We start from the raw sequence: 16,373 nt of genomic DNA, 5'->3' as shown, positions 1-16,373 counted from the left end.
AAAGGGGTCAGGGCGTCGGCGGCCGTAGGGTGGTCGGCGTGCTTACTGAGACGCTCGGACCTGTTCTGATCGCCAACCGAGGGGAGATCGCGCGGCGGATCATCCGCACGGTCAAGCAGCTGGGCCTGCGTGCCATCGCGGTCCACTCGGAGGCCGACGCCGACCTGCCCTTCGTCCGCGAGGCCGACGAGGCCGTGCTGCTCGGACCGGCCAACCCGGCGCAGAGTTACCTCGACGTCGCCAGGGTGCTGGAGGCGGCGCGGGCGACCGGCGCGAAGGCGGTCCACCCCGGCTACGGCTTCCTCGCCGAGAACGCCGCGTTCGCCAGGGCCGTGATCGAGGCCGGCATGGTGTGGATCGGGCCGTCGCCCGAGGCCGTCGACAAGATGGGCGACAAGATCAACGCCCGTAACCTCATGGAGGCCGCCGGCGTGCCGGTCGCGGCGGGCACCCGCGAGCCGGTGACCGACCTGTCGCTGGCGCTGAAGGCCGCCGAGTCGATCGGCTACCCGGTCATGGTCAAGACCGCCGGCGGCGGCGGTGGCATCGGCATGAGCGTGGCCTACGACGACGAGGGGCTGGCCAAGGCGTACGAGCAGGCCGCGCGGGCGGCGGCGAGGTTCTCCGGCGACGCGCTCGACGGGCCCGCCGTGCTGCTCGAGCGCTACATCGCGCGGGCCCGCCACGTCGAGGTGCAGATCCTCGGCCTGCCCGACGGCAGGGTCGTGGCGCTGGGCGAGCGTGACTGCTCGGTGCAGCGCCGCCACCAGAAGGTCGTCGAGGAGTCTCCTTCGCCCGGCATCAGCCCCGAGCTGCGCGAGCGCATGCTGGCGGCGGCGGTGCGGGCCGGCGAGACGGTCGGCTACGTCGGCGCGGGCACGGTCGAGTGCCTGGTCGACGCCGACGCCCAGGACTTCGTGTTCCTGGAGATGAACACCAGGCTCCAGGTGGAGCACCCGGTCACCGAGCTGGTCACCGGCCTCGACCTGGTCGAGCTGCAGCTGCGGGTGGCGGCGGGCGAGAGCCCCGAGGTGCGGCCCGAGCCGCGCGGCCACGCGATCGAGTTCCGCGTCTACGCCGAGGACCCCAAGCGGTTCTTCCCCGGCCCCGGCACGATCACGGCCTGGGACGAGCCGGAGGGCGACGGCGTCCGCGTCGACTCGGGTTACACGGCGGGCAACACCGTCACGCCGTTCTACGACCCGCTGATGGCCAAGCTGTGCGTATACGGCTCGGACCGGGCAGAGGCGCTGGAGAAGGGCCGCAAGGCGGTGGCGGAGTTCGTTGTGGAAGGCCCGAAGAACAACCTGCCGTTCTGCGCGGAGCTGCTGGAGAACGCGGAGTTCGCCACCGGCGACTACGACACCGGCCTGGTCGCGCGGATGCGCGCCTGAGGCCCATGAGATTGTTGGTTCAGTGAAAGAGGGGAGTCCCGGTGGCTGAGGTACGCGCTGAGATGGTGGCGAACGTGTGGAAGGTGGTCGTCAAAGAGGGCGACACCGTCTCCGACGGCGACACGCTCGTCATCCTCGAGTCCATGAAGATGGAGATCCCGGTGATCGCCGAGGACGACGGCGTGGTGGCGCAGCTCAAGGTCGCCGAGGGAGACGTGATCCAGGAAGGCGACCTGATCGCGGTCATCGAGTAGCGCGGGCGAGGAACCTGGCACGGTCGACCACGACGCGCTCGATCGTGCCCTTGCCCACCACGGAGCCGCGCTCGTCGTGCGCCTCGAAGGCGAAGATCAGCCGCCGCCCGTCGACCTCGGTCAGTTCGACGCCGACCTGCACGCGGGCGCCCAGCGGGCTGGCGGCCAGGTGGTCGAGGGCGACGCGGGTGCCGACGGAGGTCTCGCCCGGCGCGAGGTGCCTGGCGACGGCGCGTACGGTGGCGGCCTCCGCGAGGGCGAGCAACCTGGGCGTGGCCAGCACCGGCACGTCGCCGCTGCCGATCTCCTTGGCGGTGTCGGCCATCTCGACCACGGTCGGGAGCTGGGCGCGCAGGCCTGGTGCGAGCGTCATGGGGTCAGCCTACGGGTGGTGGAATGGGCCTGTTGACTTCCCGGGAAACGCGGACAAGTGCGGCTGCAAGGCCTCAGGATAGGCTTTGTACGGCTTGAGGCATTTGAGTGGCATGTGGGACAGGTGAGTCGTACACTCTCTGAGTTCCGTGACCACTGTGTTACCTCACCGCGACAAAACTTCGCTTTGTTGGAGATCCGCGGGGTGGGAGAGGTTTCGGACGTAGGGGGGTAGCGGGGGAATCATGGTGGCCCAAGGGACGACGCTGGCGGGGCGGTATCGACTGGATACCCGCATCGGCGCCGGTGGCATGGGCGAGGTGTGGCGAGGTGAGGACACCGTCCTCGCCCGCACCGTCGCCGTCAAAGTGCTGCTCCCAGGCCGCATGCAGGACCCCGGCTTCGTCGCTCGCTTCCAGGGGGAGGCGCGGGCGATGGCCACCATCAACCACTCCGGGGTCGTGGACGTCTACGACTACGGCGTCAGCGGCGACACCGTCTACCTGGTGATGAAGTTCGTCGACGGCGAGCCGCTCGACCGGCTGCTCGCCCGGCTGGGCCGCATCCCGCCGCAGGCGGCCATGGAGCTCATCGCGCAGGCCGCATCGGCTCTGCAGGCCGTCCACGACCAGGGCATCGTGCATCGCGACGTCAAGCCGGGCAACCTGCTCGTGCAGCGCGACGGCACGCTCGTCCTGACCGACTTCGGCATCGCGCGCTCCGACATCGCGAGCCGGCTCACCGACGCCGGCATGGTGCTCGGCACCGCCGCCTACTGCGCCCCCGAGCAGGCCGAAGGCGCTCCCGTCACGCCCGCCGTGGACATCTACGCGCTGGGCGTCGTCGCGTACGAGTGCCTGGTCGGCCAGCGCCCCTTCGACGGTGACAGCGCGGTCACGATCGCGCTCAAGCACATCCGCGAGGCGCCGCCGCCGCTGCCGCAGGACATCCCGCAGTCGGTGCGCACGCTCGTCGACATCGCCCTGTCGAAGGACCCGGCGAGGCGCTACCCCAACGCGCGCGCGATGAGCGAGGCCGCCAGGGCGATCGCCAGCGGGCACACCCCGGCCGCCCTGCCGGAGCCGCCCTCCAGCACGCCCGCCACGGGGGCCACGATGGCGCCGCCGCCGGAGGCGTACCAGCAGGCCGGCCACTCCTACCAGCAGCGCGACACCGACCCCTACCAGACCGGCGCCCGGATGGCCCACGAGGACACCGCGCTGTCCGAGCGGCGCGGCGGGAGCAGGCGCGCCGCGAAGGCGCCGCGCAGGACCGGGCTGGTCGCCGGCATCGCGGCGGCCGTCGTGCTCGGCGCCGGCGCCGGCGCGGTCGCCCTGAGCGGCATCGCCACCACACCGGCCGAGCCGACGCAGTCCATCGCCCCCCAGGCCAACGCGGGCGACGGCAAGGAGGGCAAGCCCAAGACCAGCAAGCCCCCGAAGCCGACGACCAAGGAGCCAGAGGTCACCGAGGAGCCCGAGCCGGAGCCGACCCGGGAGCAGACGGTCAACCGGCCGCACACCCCCAGGCCCTCGGTCACGAAGACCACCCCGGAGCCCACCAAGACGCCCACCACCAAGCCGTCCAGCAGCCCCACGCCGTCGAAGACGCCCACCAGCACCCCGACGGACAAGAAGGTGCCGGTGCCCAACGTGGTCGGCAAGCGTTTCCTCGAAGGTCAGAGCATGATCGAGGCGGCCGGGCTCACGCCCCGCGTCGACGACCGCACCACCACCACCGACGGGCGGCGCTGCGGCCGGATCAAGCAGACCACGCCAGGCCCGGGCAAGGCGGTGGCGAAGGGCACGGAGGTCGTGCTCGTCATCGTCGACAGCGCCTGCCCCGAGGACGAACCGCCGCCCAGCCCCACGCCGACCCCCACGCCCTCCAAGAACCAGTGACGGCTCAGACCCCCGTGGTGTTGCGGGGGTAGGCGACCTGCGGGTCCGTCGCGATGTTCACCATGTACGGCAGCCCCGAGTCGAACGCCCTGCGCAGCGCCGGCCCGATCTCCGACGGCTTGGTCACCAGCTCGCCGCCGCCGCCCAGCGCGGTCACCACCTGGTCGTAGCGGCACTGCGGCTGCAGCTCGGCGGCCACGTCGTAGCCGTACAGCAGCTGCATGGGGTGCTTCTCCAGGCCCCACATGCCGTTGTTGCCGCAGATCATGACGACGGGCAGTTTGTGGCGGACCAGGGTGTCGACGTCCATCAGCGAGAAGCCCGCGGCGCCGTCGCCGAGCAGCAGCACGACCTGTGAGGACGGCCTGGCCAGGCGGGCGGCGATGGAGTAGCCGAGGCCGGTGCCGAGACAGCCGTACGGGCCGGGGTCGAGCCAGTTGCCCGGCTGCTTCGGCTCGACGTACTTGCCCGCGTACGAGACGAAGTCGCCGCCGTCGCCGATCACCACGGCGTCGTCGTCGAGGACCTTGGCCAGCTCGCCGTAGATGCGCATGGGATGGATCGGGTCGGAGCCGGCGGCCAGCAGCTCCGCGTCGCCCGCCACGGTGGCCGCGGCCGCGTCGGACAGCTTCGTCACCCACGACGCGTACGCGTCGGGCTTGACCCCCGCCTCCCCGCACGCCGTGCCGAGGCTCCAGAACACCACCGACAGGTCACCGGCGGCGGACGCGGCCGGCTGCATGTGCGTGGCGAGCTGCGAGGGCGCGTCGGCGATGTGCACCACCCTGGCGAGCGGCGCGCCGTCCTTCCCGCCGAACCAGCCGTAGCCGAGCCGGAAGTCGAGCGGCGTGCCCACCACGATCACCAGGTCCGCCTGGCCGAACGCCATGCCCCTCGCCCTGGTCGCCAGCAGCTCGTGGCCCGCGGGCAGGATGCCGCGGCCCTGGCCGTTGGGGATGACCGGCAGCCGCCAGGTCTCCGCGAAGTCGCGGGCGGCCTCCTCGGCGCGGTCCATCCAGACGTCGGAGCCGTAGACCAGGACCGGACGCTCGGCCTCGGCCAGCAGGCGCGCGATGCTCGCCAGGTCGTCGGGGTCGGGCTCCAGGGGGGACGGCGTCTGTGTGCGCACCTCGTGCACCGGGGACGGCGAGAACAGGTGGTCCATGGAGAAGTCGAGGAAGACGGGCCCGCGATGCGGCGCCACCGCCGTACGGAAGGCGACCTCGACGTCCTGCCCGACCGAGTCGGCGGCGCTCGCCGTGAACGCCAGCTTCGTGATCGGGTCGAGCAGCGGCGGATGGTCCATCTCCTGGAGCGCTCCGCTGCCCCAGCGCGACTGGGGCGCCCGGCCGCCGAGCACCACCACCGGTGAGCCGTTGAAGTGGGCCGTCGCCACGCCGCTCACCCCGTTGGTGATGCCGGGGCCCGCCGTCAGCACGGCCAGACCGGGGCTCCTGGTCAGCCGGGCGGTCGCCTCCGCGGCGAAGACCGCGCTCTGCTCGTGGCGTACGTCGAGGATGCGCATGCCCTCGTGCACCGCGCCATCGTAGAGGGGGAAGACGTGCCCTCCCGACAGGGTGAACATCGTCTCGACGCCATAGGCCTTGGACACGGCGACGGCGGCGTCACCGGCGTGCTTCGCAGACTCCATGCCGGGAACTTACCAACCAGTCACCCGAGTAAACAGGTCTCGACCGACGCGTTGATCGGTCATTGGCAACAGATCGTGACCAAGCCGTCCTCGGTGGTCGCGACGATCGTCTTGGGGGAGCCGGGGGCCTGCCGGACGTCGACCGTGGTGTTGGTGCCGGTCGCGGTGACGTCGTACGTGCGGCTGCGGCCCGCCTGCGGCGGCACGTTCACCATCACGTCGCCGGTGGTGCGGACGACGGCCTTGACCTGCGACGGCGCTTCCGCGAAGCGCAGGTCGAGGTCACCGGTGCCGACCTCCACGTCGGCCCGCTGCCCGCCGAGGTCGTCGGCGTCCACGCTGCCCGTGCCCGTGCGCGCCCACAGGTCGCCCGCGACGGCGTGCACGTCGAGGTCACCCGACACGGAGGTCAGGCGTACGTCGCCGAACAGCTCGGAAACCGCCAGGCCCCCGCCCCTGGTGCTCGCGTCGAGGTTCGTCTCCGGCGGCACGAACAACGTGTAGTCGGCGTGGCAGAACGGCCCGTCGGGCTGGTCGCCTCCGGGGCAGACCGCGTCGAGCAGGAGCGTGCGGGAGCCGGCGTCCCACTCCTCCGTCACCGTCGGGCGGTCCCTGGTCCAGCGCAGCGAGCGCTCGAGCAGCAGCTCGCCCGCCTTGCCCGGCAGCACGTACAGGCCGACCCTGCCCTTGCCGGCCTTCACCCGCAGGCTCTCGCCCTCGAACGGGATCGAGCGCATCGTGACCTCCGTCGGCGTGCGCGCCCGCGCGAACCCCCGCCAGAGCACGGCCGTCGAGATCGTCAGCGCGATCACCGTGGCCACCGCGCCCGCCATCAGCCAGACCGCTCTCACGGCAGGCTCCTGATCTTCAGGAACTGCAGTACCGCCAGCACCCGCCGGTGGTCGCCCTCGGCCGGCGACAGGTCGAGCTTGGTGAAGATGTTGCCGATGTGCTTGCCCACCGCGCCCTCGCTGAGCACCAGAGCCTGCCCGATGCCCGCGTTGGAGCGGCCCTCCGCCATCAGCTGGAGCACCTCGTGCTCGCGCGGCGTCAGGCGCTCAAGCGGGTCGTTGTTGCCGCGCAGCAGCAGCTGAGAGACCACCTCGGGGTCGAGCGCGGTGCCGCCCTGCCCCACTCGGCGCAGCGCGTCGATGAACTCCGCCACGTCGGCCACCCGGTCCTTCAGCAGGTAGCCGACCCCGCCGGTCGCGGCCGAGGCCAGCAGCTGGGCGGCGTAGCGCTCCTCGACGTACTGCGAGAGCACCAGCACCGCCAGCTTCGGCTGCTGGCGGCGCAGCACCAGCGCGGCGCGCAGGCCCTCGTCGGTGTGCGTGGGCGGCATGCGCACGTCGGTGATGACCAGCTCGGGCTGATGCTCCTCGACCGCGCGCAGTAACCCCTCGGCCTCGTCAACGGCCGCCACCACCTGCATGCCGGCCGCGTCGAGCAGCCGGATCAGCCCCTCGCGCAGCAGCACGGAATCCTCTGCGAGCACTACTCGCACGGCAGCTCCACCTCGATCGTCGTCGGTCCCCCGAGCGGGCTGGACAGCCGCAGGGCGCCGTCCACGGAGTCGACCCGCTGGGCCAGGCCGCGCAGCCCGGTGCCGCCGTCCATCCTCGCACCACCGCAGCCGTCGTCCCACACGAGCAGATGCAGGCGGTCTCGCTCCCGCCGCACGCTCACCTCGGCCTTGGTGGCCGCCGCGTGCTTGGCGATGTTCGTCAGCGCCTCCGACACGATGAAGAACGCCACCGCCTCGATCGTCGGCGTCGTCCGACGCTCGATGTCCACGCGCAGCTTCACCGGGAACGGCGCGCGGGCCGCCACGCCCGACAGCGCCGCGTCCAGGCCCTGGTCGTTGAGCACCGCCGGATGCAGGCCGCGGACGAAGTCGCGCAGCTCCTTGAGCGCCTGCTTGGCCTCCTCGTGGGCCTGCTCGATGGCCTCGCGCGCCGGGTCAGGCAGGTCGGTCAGCGTCGCCCTGGCCAGGCCCAGGTTCATCGCCAGCGACACCAGCCGCTGCTGGGCGCCGTCGTGCAGGTCGCGCTCGATCCTGCGGCGCTCGGCGTCGGCCGCGTCGATCACGCCGGCCCGGCTCTCGGTCAGCGTCTCGATGCGCTGGCCCAGCTCGCTGCGGCTCGGGCCGAGCAGCGCACGCGCCACCGACAGGTCCAGCACCGCCATGCCGCGCGCCAGCAGCGGCGCGAGCAGCGCCAGGCTCAGGCCCACGAGCATGTAGACGAACACGACCTTGCCGTCCCTGAGGTCGAACTCGAACTCCAGCGGCGGCGGCTGCAGCTTGGGCGGCAGAAACGCCAGCAGCCCCACGACGGCGCCACCCCACGCCAGCGCCACCAGGAACACGCCCACCAGGCTCACCCAGGGGGAGAGCAGGTGGTAGCAGATCTGCCGCCACGTCGCGGTGGCGCGCAGGTTCGGAGGAGAGCGTACGGGCGGGATGCGGGAGCCCAGGAACGCCTCGAACCTCGACCGCTGCACCCCCGTGAACCTCGGGACCGCCCGCACCAGCAGCGGCGGCGCCACGGCCAGGGCCAGCGTGAGCGCGCCGAGCAGCATGGCCACGGGCAGGCCCACCATCACGTGCGCCGTGTCCAGCCAGGCACGCGCCGACCAGGGACGGGGGACTTTCATGTCATCAACGGTATTGATCGGCGGCGGCGCCGCGAAATGGGCCTGGTGTGCCGGTGGATGGTAGAGCTAACCCCACCCTTCAGGCGGTCTGGCGGAAGCGGGCCGGGTCGAAGGCGCCGCCCAGCGTGGCACTGAGGCCACGCCTGGCCACGTCCAGGAACGTCTCAGGCCCGGGCAGCGCACCGGCCCCGTCGGGCAGCGCACCGGCCAGGGGCCGCGCCGCCAGCATCTCCAGGTCGGCCACGGCGGAGCGCTCCGCGAGCCCGGGCGCGGCAGGCCACCGCCCGATGACGACCCCCGCGAGGTCGAGCCCCCGATGCGCCAGCGCCTCCAGGGTGAGCGCGGTGTCGTTCACCGTGCCGGCGGCGGGGCTCACCACCACGAGCACCTGGGCCCGCAACGTACGCGCGAGGTCGGCCACGGTGGCGCCGTCCTCGTCGTAGCGATCGAGCAGCCCGCCGGTCCCCTCCACGAGCACCAGCCGGTTGCTCTCCGACAGCTCCCGCACGAGGGTGACCGCCGCCGTCATGGACACGGGCGGCAGCCCGGCGGCCCGAGCGGCCGCGGCGGGCGGCAACGCGTCGGGGAACCGCCCCAGCTCGAACGTCGTCCTGACCCCGGAGAGCCGCATCACCCGATCGACGTCGCCGTCGTCCCCGGCACCGACTCCGGTCTGCGCCGCCTTGACCACGGCCACCTCGGCTTTCCGAGCGACGGCCAGCGCAGCCACCGCCGCCGTCACCACGCTCTTCCCCACACCGCTGCCGGTACCCGCGACGACGAGAACGCTCATGACTCAAGCGTAGGGAAGGGGCGGTCAGGGGCGGCGGAGGCGGGTGACGAACTTGTAGCGGTCGCCGCGGTAGAGGCTCTGGGCCCACTCCACCGGGTTGCCGTCGGCGTCGAAGGCGTGCCGGGTGAGCAGGAGCATGGGGAGGCCGACGTCCACGCCCAGGGCCTTGGCGTCGTAGGGGGTGGCGAGGACGGTCTCGATGATCTCCTCGGCGTCCGTCAGGCGCACGTTGTAGGCGTTGTGCAGCGTCTCGTACAAGGAGGCGTGCACTTCGAGCTCGCGGCGCAGGCGGGGGAAGCGGCGGGCGGACAGGTGGGTGGTGTCGATGGAGACGGGCTCGCCGTTGGCCAGGCGGAGGCGGTGGATGCGCAGGACGCGGCCGCCGGGGTTGATGGCCAGGCGGCGGGCGAGTGCCTCGTCGGCGGTGATGTAGCCGATCTCGAGGATCTTGGTGTCGGGTTCGAGGCCGGCGGTGCGCAGGTCCCCGATGTACGAGGTGAGCTGCAGCACCTGGGCCACCTTGGGCTGCGCGACGAAGGTGCCCTTGCCCTGGATGCGCAGCAGCCGCCCTTCGACGACCAGCTCGGTCAGGGCCTGGCGGACGGTGGTGCGCGAGGTCTCGAACCGGACGGCGAGCGTGCGTTCCGGCGGGAGCGCGGTGCCGGGGGAGAGGGTCTTGGTGAGTTCGAGCAGGGCCCGTTTCACGTCGTAGTACTTCGGCACGCGGGGGCTGTCGTCGCTCACGCTCTCACCTTCACTTCTGCCACGGCGGTGAGGGCGTGTCTGGTCACCGCGAGATCATCGGAACTCACTTCGGCCCGAGTGGTCAACCGCGGGCCGCGGCGGCCGACCGGCGCCGGGCGCGTGCGGGTGTGGGCACGCGCGGATCCGGGCAGCTCAGGTTGATGGTGAAGGATATCCACAGCAGTGTGCGCGATCGCAACCGAGACGGGCTCGCGCGCCGTGTCGCGCCGGTGCCGGGAGGACGTCGCGCTCGTGTGGATCACCTCCGGATCGTCGCGGAGCGGCTCGTTCTCGGTGGCTCGCGGCTTCGGCGGTATGACGCTTCTCACAGTATGAGATTTCGTGCCAAGTCCAACTATGTGGGCGATGCCGTCACCCTTGTCGTCAAACATGCCCGCCTGCCCGGGGGTCGGTTTGGTTGTTGCGGGGGAAAGCACGCATGATGCACTCGTGCCGACTCTCAGCGACCTCGTAGCCCGCCACACCGCGCTCGACGAAGCGGATCTCGACTGGCTGCACTCGCTGGTCTCCGACTGGCAGCTGCTGGCCGACCTGTCGTTCGCCGACCTCGTGCTGTGGGCGCCGCTGCTGGGAGAGAACGGCTGGATCGCCATCGCCCAGATGCGCCCCACGACGGGCCCGACGGTCTATCACGACGACATCGTCGGCACGGTCGCGGCCAAGGGCGAGCGCCAGCTCATCGACACCGCATGGAACGAGCGGCGCATCTGCCGCGAGGGCGACCCCGACTGGTCCACGGGCGTGCCGGTGAGGGAGGAGACCATCCCCGTACGCCGGGCGGTCGAGGACGGCGAGGCCCGCTTCCTCGCGGTCATCCAGCGCTCGACGAACCTCTCCTCGGCCCGCACCCCCTCCCGCCTGGAGCTGACCTACCTGCAGAGCGCCTCCGACCTGGCGCAGATGGTGGCGGAGGGGCGCTTCCCCTTCTCGGGCGATGAGCCGATCCTGGTGCGCTCGCCGCGCGTGGGCGACGGCCTGCTCAGGCTCGACAGGGCCGGACGCGTCACGTACGCCTCGCCGAACGCGCTGTCGGCCTACCGCAGGCTCGGCCTGCACGCCGACCTGGTGGGTGCCGAGCTGGGCCGGGTCACCGCACAGCTCTGCTACTCCGACGAGCCCATCAACGAAGACCTCATGATCGTGGCCAGCGGGCGGGCGGCCAAGGAGACGGAGGTCGAGTCGGGCGGCACGATCGTGCAGCTGCGCGCGATCCCGCTGATCGTCGGCGGCGGCCGCATCGGCGCGCTCGTCCTCATCAGGGACGTCACCGAGCTGCGCAGGCGCGAGCGCGAGCTGATGACGAAGGACGCCACCATCCGCGAGATCCACCACCGGGTCAAGAACAACCTGCAGACCGTGGCCGCGCTGCTGCGCCTGCAGGCCAGGCGGCTTCAGGTGCCGGAGGGCCGCGAGGCGCTGGAGGAGGCCGTACGCCGGGTCGGCTCGATCGCGATCGTGCACGAGACGCTCTCGCACGCGCCGGAGGAGTTCGTCGACTTCGACGAGATCGCCGACAGGGTGATCGCCATGGCGGGCGAGGTCTCCTCCCCCGAGGTGGCGGTCACGCCGCGGCGGGTGGGGGAGTTCGGCGTGCTGCCGTCGCTGATCGCCACCCCGCTGGCGATGGCGCTGACCGAGCTGTTGCAGAACGCGTTGCAGCATGGGCGGCCCAAGCGGCTGGAGGTGATGGTCGAGTCCGCGCACGAGCGGCTCAACGTGACCGTCTGGGACGACGGCCGCGGGCTGCCCGACGGCTTCGATCTCGACAGTTCCACCAGCCTGGGGTTGCAGATCGTGCGCACGCTGGTGGAAGGGGAGCTGTCCGGGCGGCTCACCGTCGAGCCGCGCCTGGAAGGCGGCACGGAGGTCGTTCTGTCGATCCCGCTTCCGCCCTGCTGACAGCGCCGTCGTAGGGTGGGGAGACTATGAAGGTCTTCAGGCGGTGGCGCGGGCACGGGCGCGGGCGGTGCGGCGCTTGAGCGCGCGACGCTCGTCCTCGCTCAGGCCGCCCCAGACGCCGGCGTCCTGGCCGGACTCGAGGGCCCACTTCAGGCAGGCATCGACGGCCGGGCAGGAACGACAGACCTGCTTGGCCTCTTCGATCTGCATGAGTGCCGGGCCGGTGTTGCCGATCGGGAAGAACAGCTCGGGGTCCACGTCACGGCAGGCAGCTCGGTGGCGCCAGTCCATGCGTCCACTCCTTAGTAGATGGAGCCTTCGGTCGGGCTCCGTGCGGCTACTTTGTGAAGAGTTTCACTAACTCGCGCGAACAATGACCCGCATCCTGTGAGGACCGGGCTTGCCCGCCGCCCGTCGAGGACCCTGGGGTTGTTAAAGGTCCTACGTTCGGACGTCATGGTTGAGCCTGTCAGCCACGCAGAGTGCACGCAAGGGGGTTGGCGGTAAGTTTTGGCGGTTATGGATGTCGGATGCGTCACACAATGACCGAATGTAACCGGCTAGACCAGAACTTGTAACGCGTTCGGTGTAGACCGGAACGTCACCCTCTCGCGTTCGCCCAGGTAGTCACCGTCCAGCTGGAAGGCCACAGGACGGTCGGCGGTGAGCGTGAACTCGGCCTCGTCGTGGAGCTGGACGAGGTTCCGGCCGGACGGAAGGGCCTCACTCTCCGTGAGGATGTGCCTGATCACCGGTGCGAGTGTGATAGGGCTCATCCTGCGCAGGCCGAGGAGGTCCAGGCCGGTCTCGAAGCTCGCCCACGGGGTGGGACGCACGGGGCGGCTGCCGACGTACGTCCAGGGCGAGGTGTTGGAGATGATCGCCATGAACACCCCGCCGGCCACCGGGATGCCAGGGCCGGTCACCGTCATCGCCGGATGCCGTTTGTCCGTGGCCAGATAGTGCCTCAGAGCCGTGTTCACATACCGTGTGGGGGTTGCTTTACGGCCGGTGCCCCTCAGGCCCTCCACGGCCCGTACAACCTCGGCGTCGTATCCCATGCCCGAGCAGAACGTGAAGTAGCGGCTCTGGCCCTCCCACAGGGCCTGCCCCAAACCCACGGTCCTGCGCCGGCCCTCCCTGAGGGCCTCCAGCACCTGGCCCGTCGACTCCACCGGGTCGTTGGGCAGGCCGAGCGCGCGGGCGAAGACGTTGGCGCTGCCGCCGGGGATGACGATCAGCCCAGGGCGTCCGGTGCTGGGGTCGTCGAGAGGCGGCGCCGCGCCGCCGTCGACGGGATTGAGCAGGCCGTTGACGGTCTCGTTGATCGTGCCGTCGCCGCCCAGCACGGCCACCACGTCGTAGCCCTTGGCGCGGGCGGTGGCCGCCAGTGACGCCGCGTGACCCCGGTAGCGGGTCTCTTCGACGGCGAGCTCCACGGCCGCCCCGAGTGCGCGGATGAGCACGTCGCGCGTACGGGCGTTCGTGGTCGTGGCCTTGGGGTTGACCAGCAGCATGGCGCGCATGTCGCCAGCGTATCCGGTGGAGCTTGTCCGGCTTATCCGCCGAACGTCCTGTTTCCCGCGTCGCGCGTCCCGGGAGGTAGGGTACGGACCGTGAACGGTCGCCCGCTTACCCTCCTCATCGCCGCCGCGGTCGTCGCCGTCGAGGGCCTCGTGGCGCTCGGGCTCGGCGTCTTCGTCGCCGTGGAGACCCTGACAGGCAGGCCAGACGACATGACCACCGCCGTGGCGGAGGCGGTCTTCGGGTTGCTGGTGGGCGCCGGGCTGCTCTGGGTGGCCTGGGGCGGGCTGTTCAAGATGGAGCGGTGGGGGAGGTCGCCCGCGGTGCTGACCCAGATCTTCATGCTGCCGGTCTCCGTCACGCTGATCCAGTCGGACCAGCCGCAGCTCGGCATCCCGCTGATCGTGGTGGCCCTGACCGGGCTGGTGACGCTGCTCGCTCCTCCCACCACCCACGCGCTCTACGGTGACGGTTAGCCGCGTTTTCCGCACGTCGCGCCGGGCGGGTGCGGAAAACCCGGTCAGTCGTCGGCCGTCAGGCCCTCGCGCAGCTGGGCCAGGGTGCGGGCCAGCAGGCGCGAGACGTGCATCTGGGAGATGCCCAGCTCGGTGGCGATCTGCGACTGCGTCATGTTGCCGAAGAAGCGCAGCAGCAGGATGCGCTTCTCGCGCGGCGGGAGCCGCTCCAGCAACGGCTTGAGCGACTCGCGATATTCGACGCCCTCCAGCGACTCGTCCACGATGCCGAGCGAGTCGGAGACCGCGGGCGCGTCGTCGTCGCCAGAGTCGGGCGCGTCGAGCGAGACCGTGGAGTAGGCGTTGGCCGACTCGAGCCCCTCCAGCACCTCCTCCTCGGTCATCTTGAGGTAGGAGGCCAGCTCGGCCACCGTCGGGGCACGCCCCTCGCGCTGCGACAGGTCGCTGATCGCCTTGGTCAGCGAGAGCTTGAGCTCCTGCAGCCTGCGCGGCACGCGAACCGCCCAGCCCTTGTCACGGAAGTGCCGCTTGATCTCGCCGACGATGGTGGGCGTGGCGTAGGTGGAGAACTCCACGCCGCGGTTGAGATCGAACCGGTCGATGGACTTGATCAGACCGATGGTGGCGACCTGGGTGAGGTCGTCGAGCCACTCGCCCCTGTTGCGGAAGCGGCGCGCCAGGTATTCGACCAGGGGAAGGTGAAGCTCGACCAGCTCGTCCCTGATGCGCTGGCGGCGCGGCTCCTCGGGGCCCAGCTCGGCCAGCTCGGCGAAGAGCATGCGGGCGCGCACCCGGTCGGGCACGGCGTGTTCGCTGGTGGCCATGGCTCCAGTCCTTTCCGTCACGCCGGCCCCGCCGCATTCTGGGCAGCGCCTCGGCGCTTACGCAGGACGATCGCCATACGGTCGGGGGAGCCGGTCACCGCGTCGACGTCGTCGGCCAGGGCGGTCAGGACCATCCAGGCGAAGTCATCGCGTTTGGGCGCGGAGCTGCCGACGGTGGTCACCTCCACTCTGACCTGCATCTCCTGCCCCGTCAGCTCGAACTCGGCGGTCAGGTCGGTGCCCGGCACCGCCTCGCTGAGCAGCATGGCGCAGGCCTCGTCGACCGCGATGCGCAGGTCCTCGATCTCGTCCAGGGTGAAGTCAAGCCGCGCGGCCAGGCCGGCGGTAGCCGTACGCAGCACAGACAGGTAGGCACTCGCCGCGGGGAGCCTGATGCTCACCACGTCGCGGATGCCGGCCACGCCTTCCGCGCGCGTCTCGGTTTCCTCGGTCACGTTCCTCCTCGCGAATCCGCCGCTGACTGCAACTTACCGCCCCTGAGCGGTGCTTGGACGATTCAGACTCGCCATCAACGGAAAAGGCTCTGCGCGGCACGGGACCGCACAGAGCCTTATGTGCCGTTTTAGGCGGCCTTGGTCTCCCAGAAGATCTTGGAGATTTCGTCGATCTTGCCCAGCAGGTCCTCGGCCTTGGCCACCTCGACGGTGCCCTTGGCGCCGGCCGCGCCGGCCAGCTTCGTGGCGTCCCAGAAGAGCTGGTGCAGCTGCGGGTACTGCTCCAGGTGCGGGGGCTTGAAGTAGTCGGTCCAGAGCACCCAGAGGTGGTGCTTGACCAGCTCGGCGCGCTCTTCCTTGATCTTGATGGCGCGGGCGCGGAAGACCGGGTCCTCGTTGGCCGCGTACTTCTCCATGATCGCCTTGACCGACTCGGCCTCGATGCGGGCCTGAGCGGGGTCGTAGACCCCACAGGGCAGGTCGCAGTGTGCGGAAGCGACATGCTTGGGTCGTAGCAGTCGTGCGAGCATCAGAAAGTCCTTCCTGGATGCTGAATCAGCTTGGTCCACAACCGACCTTACTCGGGTCCCGACGCCTGCGGAGTAGGGGGTCACAGCCGATGAGAGTGCGTGTCGAAGGGGATTCGATGCGGCCCGCGCTGCTGCCGGGCGACTGGCTGCTGGTCCGGCGGGGCGCCGCCGTACGTCCTGGCGACCTCGTCGTCGCCCGCCTGCCCGGCGACCCCGACCGGCTGATCGTCAAACGCGCCCAATGGCACGGCGCCGACGGCTGGTGGCTGGAGAGCGACAACCAGCGGGCCAGCGGGCGCCGCGACAGCTGGGACTTCGGGCCGGTCCAGGACGTCGTGGGCCGCGTCGTGCTGCGCTACTGGCCGCTGATCCGCCGCCCGCCGGCCGGCCGGGCGGCGTCGCGGCGGCGGGCCCGGTAGGCGGCCACGTTGGCGCGGCTGGCGCAGCGGGCCGAGCAGTAGCGGCGCGAGCGGTTGGACGAGGTGTCGAGGAAGGCACGGCGGCAGCGCGGCTCGTGGCAGCGCCCCAGCCGGTCGACGCCCAGCTCCGCCACGACGGCGGCCAGGCCCATCACGGCCGTCGCCGCGGGGTCGTCGGCCAGGTGCAGGTGCCAGCCGTGGCCGTCGTGGTCGGACAGCTGCGGGCGTACGGGATAGCGCTCCAGCAGGGCGTTGAGCCGCGACGCCACCGCGCGCTCGTCACCGGCGGCGTCGAACACGGCGGCCAGCTCGTCGCGCAGCCTGCGCAGCTCGGCCGGCGGCGCGAGGTCGTTGGCCAGCCGGACCGCCCACTCCGCGTAAGAGGTCAGGTCCATGCCGGTGTATTACACCAGAAGGGCGGGCGCGCCGCGCGCGTCCCGCCCTCCGGTCCTGAGAAAGGC

General features: G+C 71.2%; 20 protein-coding genes. 6 read left to right on the top strand and 14 right to left on the bottom strand.

Annotation, left to right across the window (positions count from 1 at the left end):
* Window positions 1-38 precede the first annotated feature (38 nt).
* Together AB0K12_RS19565 and AB0K12_RS19560 are read left to right on the top strand one after the other, a co-directional pair.
* Entirely contained in the window at window positions 39-1,394 is a 1,356-nt protein-coding gene (locus tag AB0K12_RS19565; protein WP_364562628.1) for a biotin carboxylase N-terminal domain-containing protein, read from the top strand.
* Window positions 1,395-1,435: 41 nt separating this feature from the next.
* The gene (locus AB0K12_RS19560) at window positions 1,436-1,648 is read left to right on the top strand and encodes a biotin/lipoyl-binding carrier protein (protein WP_345389604.1); all 213 of its coding nucleotides are present in this window, start codon (window positions 1,436-1,438) and stop codon (window positions 1,646-1,648) included.
* On the opposite strand, the gene AB0K12_RS19555 is transcribed toward AB0K12_RS19560, so the two are convergent.
* The gene (locus AB0K12_RS19555; protein ID WP_364562625.1) at window positions 1,638-2,021 is read right to left on the bottom strand and encodes a hotdog domain-containing protein; all 384 of its coding nucleotides are present in this window, start codon (window positions 2,019-2,021) and stop codon (window positions 1,638-1,640) included. The genes AB0K12_RS19560 and AB0K12_RS19555 overlap by 11 nt on opposite strands.
* Window positions 2,022-2,265: 244 nt before the next feature.
* Between AB0K12_RS19555 and AB0K12_RS19550 the strand changes: the two genes are divergently transcribed.
* The gene (locus AB0K12_RS19550) at window positions 2,266-3,921 is read left to right on the top strand and encodes a serine/threonine-protein kinase (RefSeq protein WP_364562622.1); all 1,656 of its coding nucleotides are present in this window, start codon (window positions 2,266-2,268) and stop codon (window positions 3,919-3,921) included.
* Between the two features lie 4 nt (window positions 3,922-3,925).
* Here AB0K12_RS19550 and AB0K12_RS19545 read toward each other — a convergent pair whose 3' ends face one another.
* From AB0K12_RS19545 to AB0K12_RS19515, 7 genes are all read right to left on the bottom strand, one after another.
* Window positions 3,926-5,572: an acetolactate synthase gene (locus tag AB0K12_RS19545; RefSeq protein WP_364562619.1), complete on the bottom strand. Its 1,647-nt coding sequence runs from the start codon at window positions 5,570-5,572 to the stop codon at window positions 3,926-3,928.
* Between the two features lie 59 nt (window positions 5,573-5,631).
* On the bottom strand, window positions 5,632-6,423 hold the full coding sequence (locus AB0K12_RS19540; protein ID WP_364562616.1) for a hypothetical protein: 792 nt from the start codon (window positions 6,421-6,423) through the stop codon (window positions 5,632-5,634).
* Window positions 6,420-7,076: a response regulator transcription factor gene (locus tag AB0K12_RS19535; protein WP_355414754.1), complete on the bottom strand. Its 657-nt coding sequence runs from the start codon at window positions 7,074-7,076 to the stop codon at window positions 6,420-6,422. Before AB0K12_RS19535 ends, AB0K12_RS19540 begins: the two co-directional genes overlap by 4 nt.
* On the bottom strand, window positions 7,067-8,227 hold the full coding sequence (locus AB0K12_RS19530) for a histidine kinase (RefSeq protein ID WP_364562612.1): 1,161 nt from the start codon (window positions 8,225-8,227) through the stop codon (window positions 7,067-7,069). The genes AB0K12_RS19535 and AB0K12_RS19530 overlap by 10 nt, the downstream gene beginning before the upstream one ends.
* 79 nt (window positions 8,228-8,306) lie before the next feature.
* Window positions 8,307-9,020, bottom strand: coding sequence for a dethiobiotin synthase (locus AB0K12_RS19525; RefSeq protein ID WP_364562609.1), 714 nt, complete (start codon window positions 9,018-9,020; stop codon window positions 8,307-8,309).
* A gap of 24 nt (window positions 9,021-9,044) precedes the next feature.
* Window positions 9,045-9,764 carry a GntR family transcriptional regulator gene (locus tag AB0K12_RS19520; protein WP_364376788.1) on the bottom strand — a complete coding sequence of 240 codons (720 nt, stop codon included), beginning with the start codon at window positions 9,762-9,764 and terminating at the stop codon, window positions 9,045-9,047.
* Window positions 9,761-10,156 carry a hypothetical protein gene (locus AB0K12_RS19515; protein WP_364562605.1) on the bottom strand — a complete coding sequence of 132 codons (396 nt, stop codon included), beginning with the start codon at window positions 10,154-10,156 and terminating at the stop codon, window positions 9,761-9,763. The genes AB0K12_RS19520 and AB0K12_RS19515 overlap by 4 nt, the downstream gene beginning before the upstream one ends.
* A gap of 58 nt (window positions 10,157-10,214) precedes the next feature.
* Between AB0K12_RS19515 and AB0K12_RS19510 the strand changes: the two genes are divergently transcribed.
* A complete protein-coding gene (locus AB0K12_RS19510) occupies window positions 10,215-11,684 on the top strand; it encodes a histidine kinase N-terminal domain-containing protein (RefSeq protein ID WP_355414746.1) in 1,470 nt (489 codons plus the stop codon).
* A 36-nt stretch (window positions 11,685-11,720) separates the two neighbouring features.
* On the opposite strand, the gene AB0K12_RS19505 is transcribed toward AB0K12_RS19510, so the two are convergent.
* Together AB0K12_RS19505 and AB0K12_RS19500 are read right to left on the bottom strand one after the other, a co-directional pair.
* Window positions 11,721-11,975 (bottom strand): WhiB family transcriptional regulator, encoded by a 255-nt coding sequence (locus AB0K12_RS19505; protein WP_345389576.1) that lies wholly within the window; start codon window positions 11,973-11,975, stop codon window positions 11,721-11,723.
* 269 nt (window positions 11,976-12,244) lie between these two features.
* On the bottom strand, window positions 12,245-13,210 hold the full coding sequence (locus AB0K12_RS19500; protein ID WP_364562600.1) for a diacylglycerol kinase family protein: 966 nt from the start codon (window positions 13,208-13,210) through the stop codon (window positions 12,245-12,247).
* Between the two features lie 90 nt (window positions 13,211-13,300).
* Here AB0K12_RS19500 and AB0K12_RS19495 point away from each other — a divergent pair, with 90 nt between their 5' ends.
* The gene (locus tag AB0K12_RS19495) at window positions 13,301-13,684 is read left to right on the top strand and encodes a hypothetical protein (RefSeq protein ID WP_364562598.1); all 384 of its coding nucleotides are present in this window, start codon (window positions 13,301-13,303) and stop codon (window positions 13,682-13,684) included.
* Between the two features lie 44 nt (window positions 13,685-13,728).
* Here the strand turns inward: AB0K12_RS19495 and AB0K12_RS19490 are convergent, their stop codons facing one another.
* From AB0K12_RS19490 to sodN, 3 genes are all read right to left on the bottom strand, one after another.
* Window positions 13,729-14,508: an RNA polymerase sigma factor SigF gene (locus AB0K12_RS19490; RefSeq protein WP_171074665.1), complete on the bottom strand. Its 780-nt coding sequence runs from the start codon at window positions 14,506-14,508 to the stop codon at window positions 13,729-13,731.
* Between the two features lie 17 nt (window positions 14,509-14,525).
* Window positions 14,526-14,963 (bottom strand): anti-sigma factor, encoded by a 438-nt coding sequence (locus AB0K12_RS19485; protein WP_355414740.1) that lies wholly within the window; start codon window positions 14,961-14,963, stop codon window positions 14,526-14,528.
* 128 nt (window positions 14,964-15,091) lie between these two features.
* On the bottom strand, window positions 15,092-15,493 hold the full coding sequence (gene sodN / locus AB0K12_RS19480) for a superoxide dismutase, Ni (RefSeq protein WP_148442130.1): 402 nt from the start codon (window positions 15,491-15,493) through the stop codon (window positions 15,092-15,094).
* A gap of 17 nt (window positions 15,494-15,510) precedes the next feature.
* On the opposite strand from sodN, the gene AB0K12_RS19475 reads away from it, so the two are divergent.
* Window positions 15,511-15,912, top strand: a complete 402-nt coding sequence (locus AB0K12_RS19475; RefSeq protein WP_364562593.1) for a S24 family peptidase — start codon at window positions 15,511-15,513, stop codon at window positions 15,910-15,912.
* Here the strand turns inward: AB0K12_RS19475 and AB0K12_RS19470 are convergent.
* On the bottom strand, window positions 15,849-16,307 hold the full coding sequence (locus AB0K12_RS19470; protein ID WP_364562590.1) for a CGNR zinc finger domain-containing protein: 459 nt from the start codon (window positions 16,305-16,307) through the stop codon (window positions 15,849-15,851). The genes AB0K12_RS19475 and AB0K12_RS19470 overlap by 64 nt on opposite strands.
* Between the last annotated feature and the right edge of the window lie 66 nt (window positions 16,308-16,373).

Source organism: Nonomuraea sp. NPDC049419 (assembly GCF_040676995.1).
In the GTDB taxonomy this organism is placed as follows: Bacteria; Actinomycetota; Actinomycetes; order Streptosporangiales; family Streptosporangiaceae; genus Nonomuraea; species Nonomuraea salmonea.
This window is presented reverse-complemented; position numbering and strand designations above follow the sequence as displayed.

Coding starts and splice junctions, on each gene's coding strand:
- AB0K12_RS19500 (WP_364562600.1), bottom strand. CDS start 13,210: ATGCGCGCCATGCTGCTGGTCAACCCCAAGGCCACGACCACGAACGCC.
- AB0K12_RS19505 (WP_345389576.1), bottom strand. CDS start 11,975: ATGGACTGGCGCCACCGAGCTGCCTGCCGTGACGTGGACCCCGAGCTG.
- AB0K12_RS19470 (WP_364562590.1), bottom strand. CDS start 16,307: ATGGACCTGACCTCTTACGCGGAGTGGGCGGTCCGGCTGGCCAACGAC.
- AB0K12_RS19555 (WP_364562625.1), bottom strand. CDS start 2,021: ATGACGCTCGCACCAGGCCTGCGCGCCCAGCTCCCGACCGTGGTCGAG.
- AB0K12_RS19525 (WP_364562609.1), bottom strand. CDS start 9,020: ATGAGCGTTCTCGTCGTCGCGGGTACCGGCAGCGGTGTGGGGAAGAGC.
- AB0K12_RS19475 (WP_364562593.1), top strand. CDS start 15,511: ATGCTGAATCAGCTTGGTCCACAACCGACCTTACTCGGGTCCCGACGC.
- AB0K12_RS19490 (WP_171074665.1), bottom strand. CDS start 14,508: ATGGCCACCAGCGAACACGCCGTGCCCGACCGGGTGCGCGCCCGCATG.
- AB0K12_RS19515 (WP_364562605.1), bottom strand. CDS start 10,156: ATGTTTGACGACAAGGGTGACGGCATCGCCCACATAGTTGGACTTGGC.
- sodN (WP_148442130.1), bottom strand. CDS start 15,493: ATGCTCGCACGACTGCTACGACCCAAGCATGTCGCTTCCGCACACTGC.
- AB0K12_RS19545 (WP_364562619.1), bottom strand. CDS start 5,572: ATGGAGTCTGCGAAGCACGCCGGTGACGCCGCCGTCGCCGTGTCCAAG.
- AB0K12_RS19530 (WP_364562612.1), bottom strand. CDS start 8,227: ATGAAAGTCCCCCGTCCCTGGTCGGCGCGTGCCTGGCTGGACACGGCG.
- AB0K12_RS19550 (WP_364562622.1), top strand. CDS start 2,266: ATGGTGGCCCAAGGGACGACGCTGGCGGGGCGGTATCGACTGGATACC.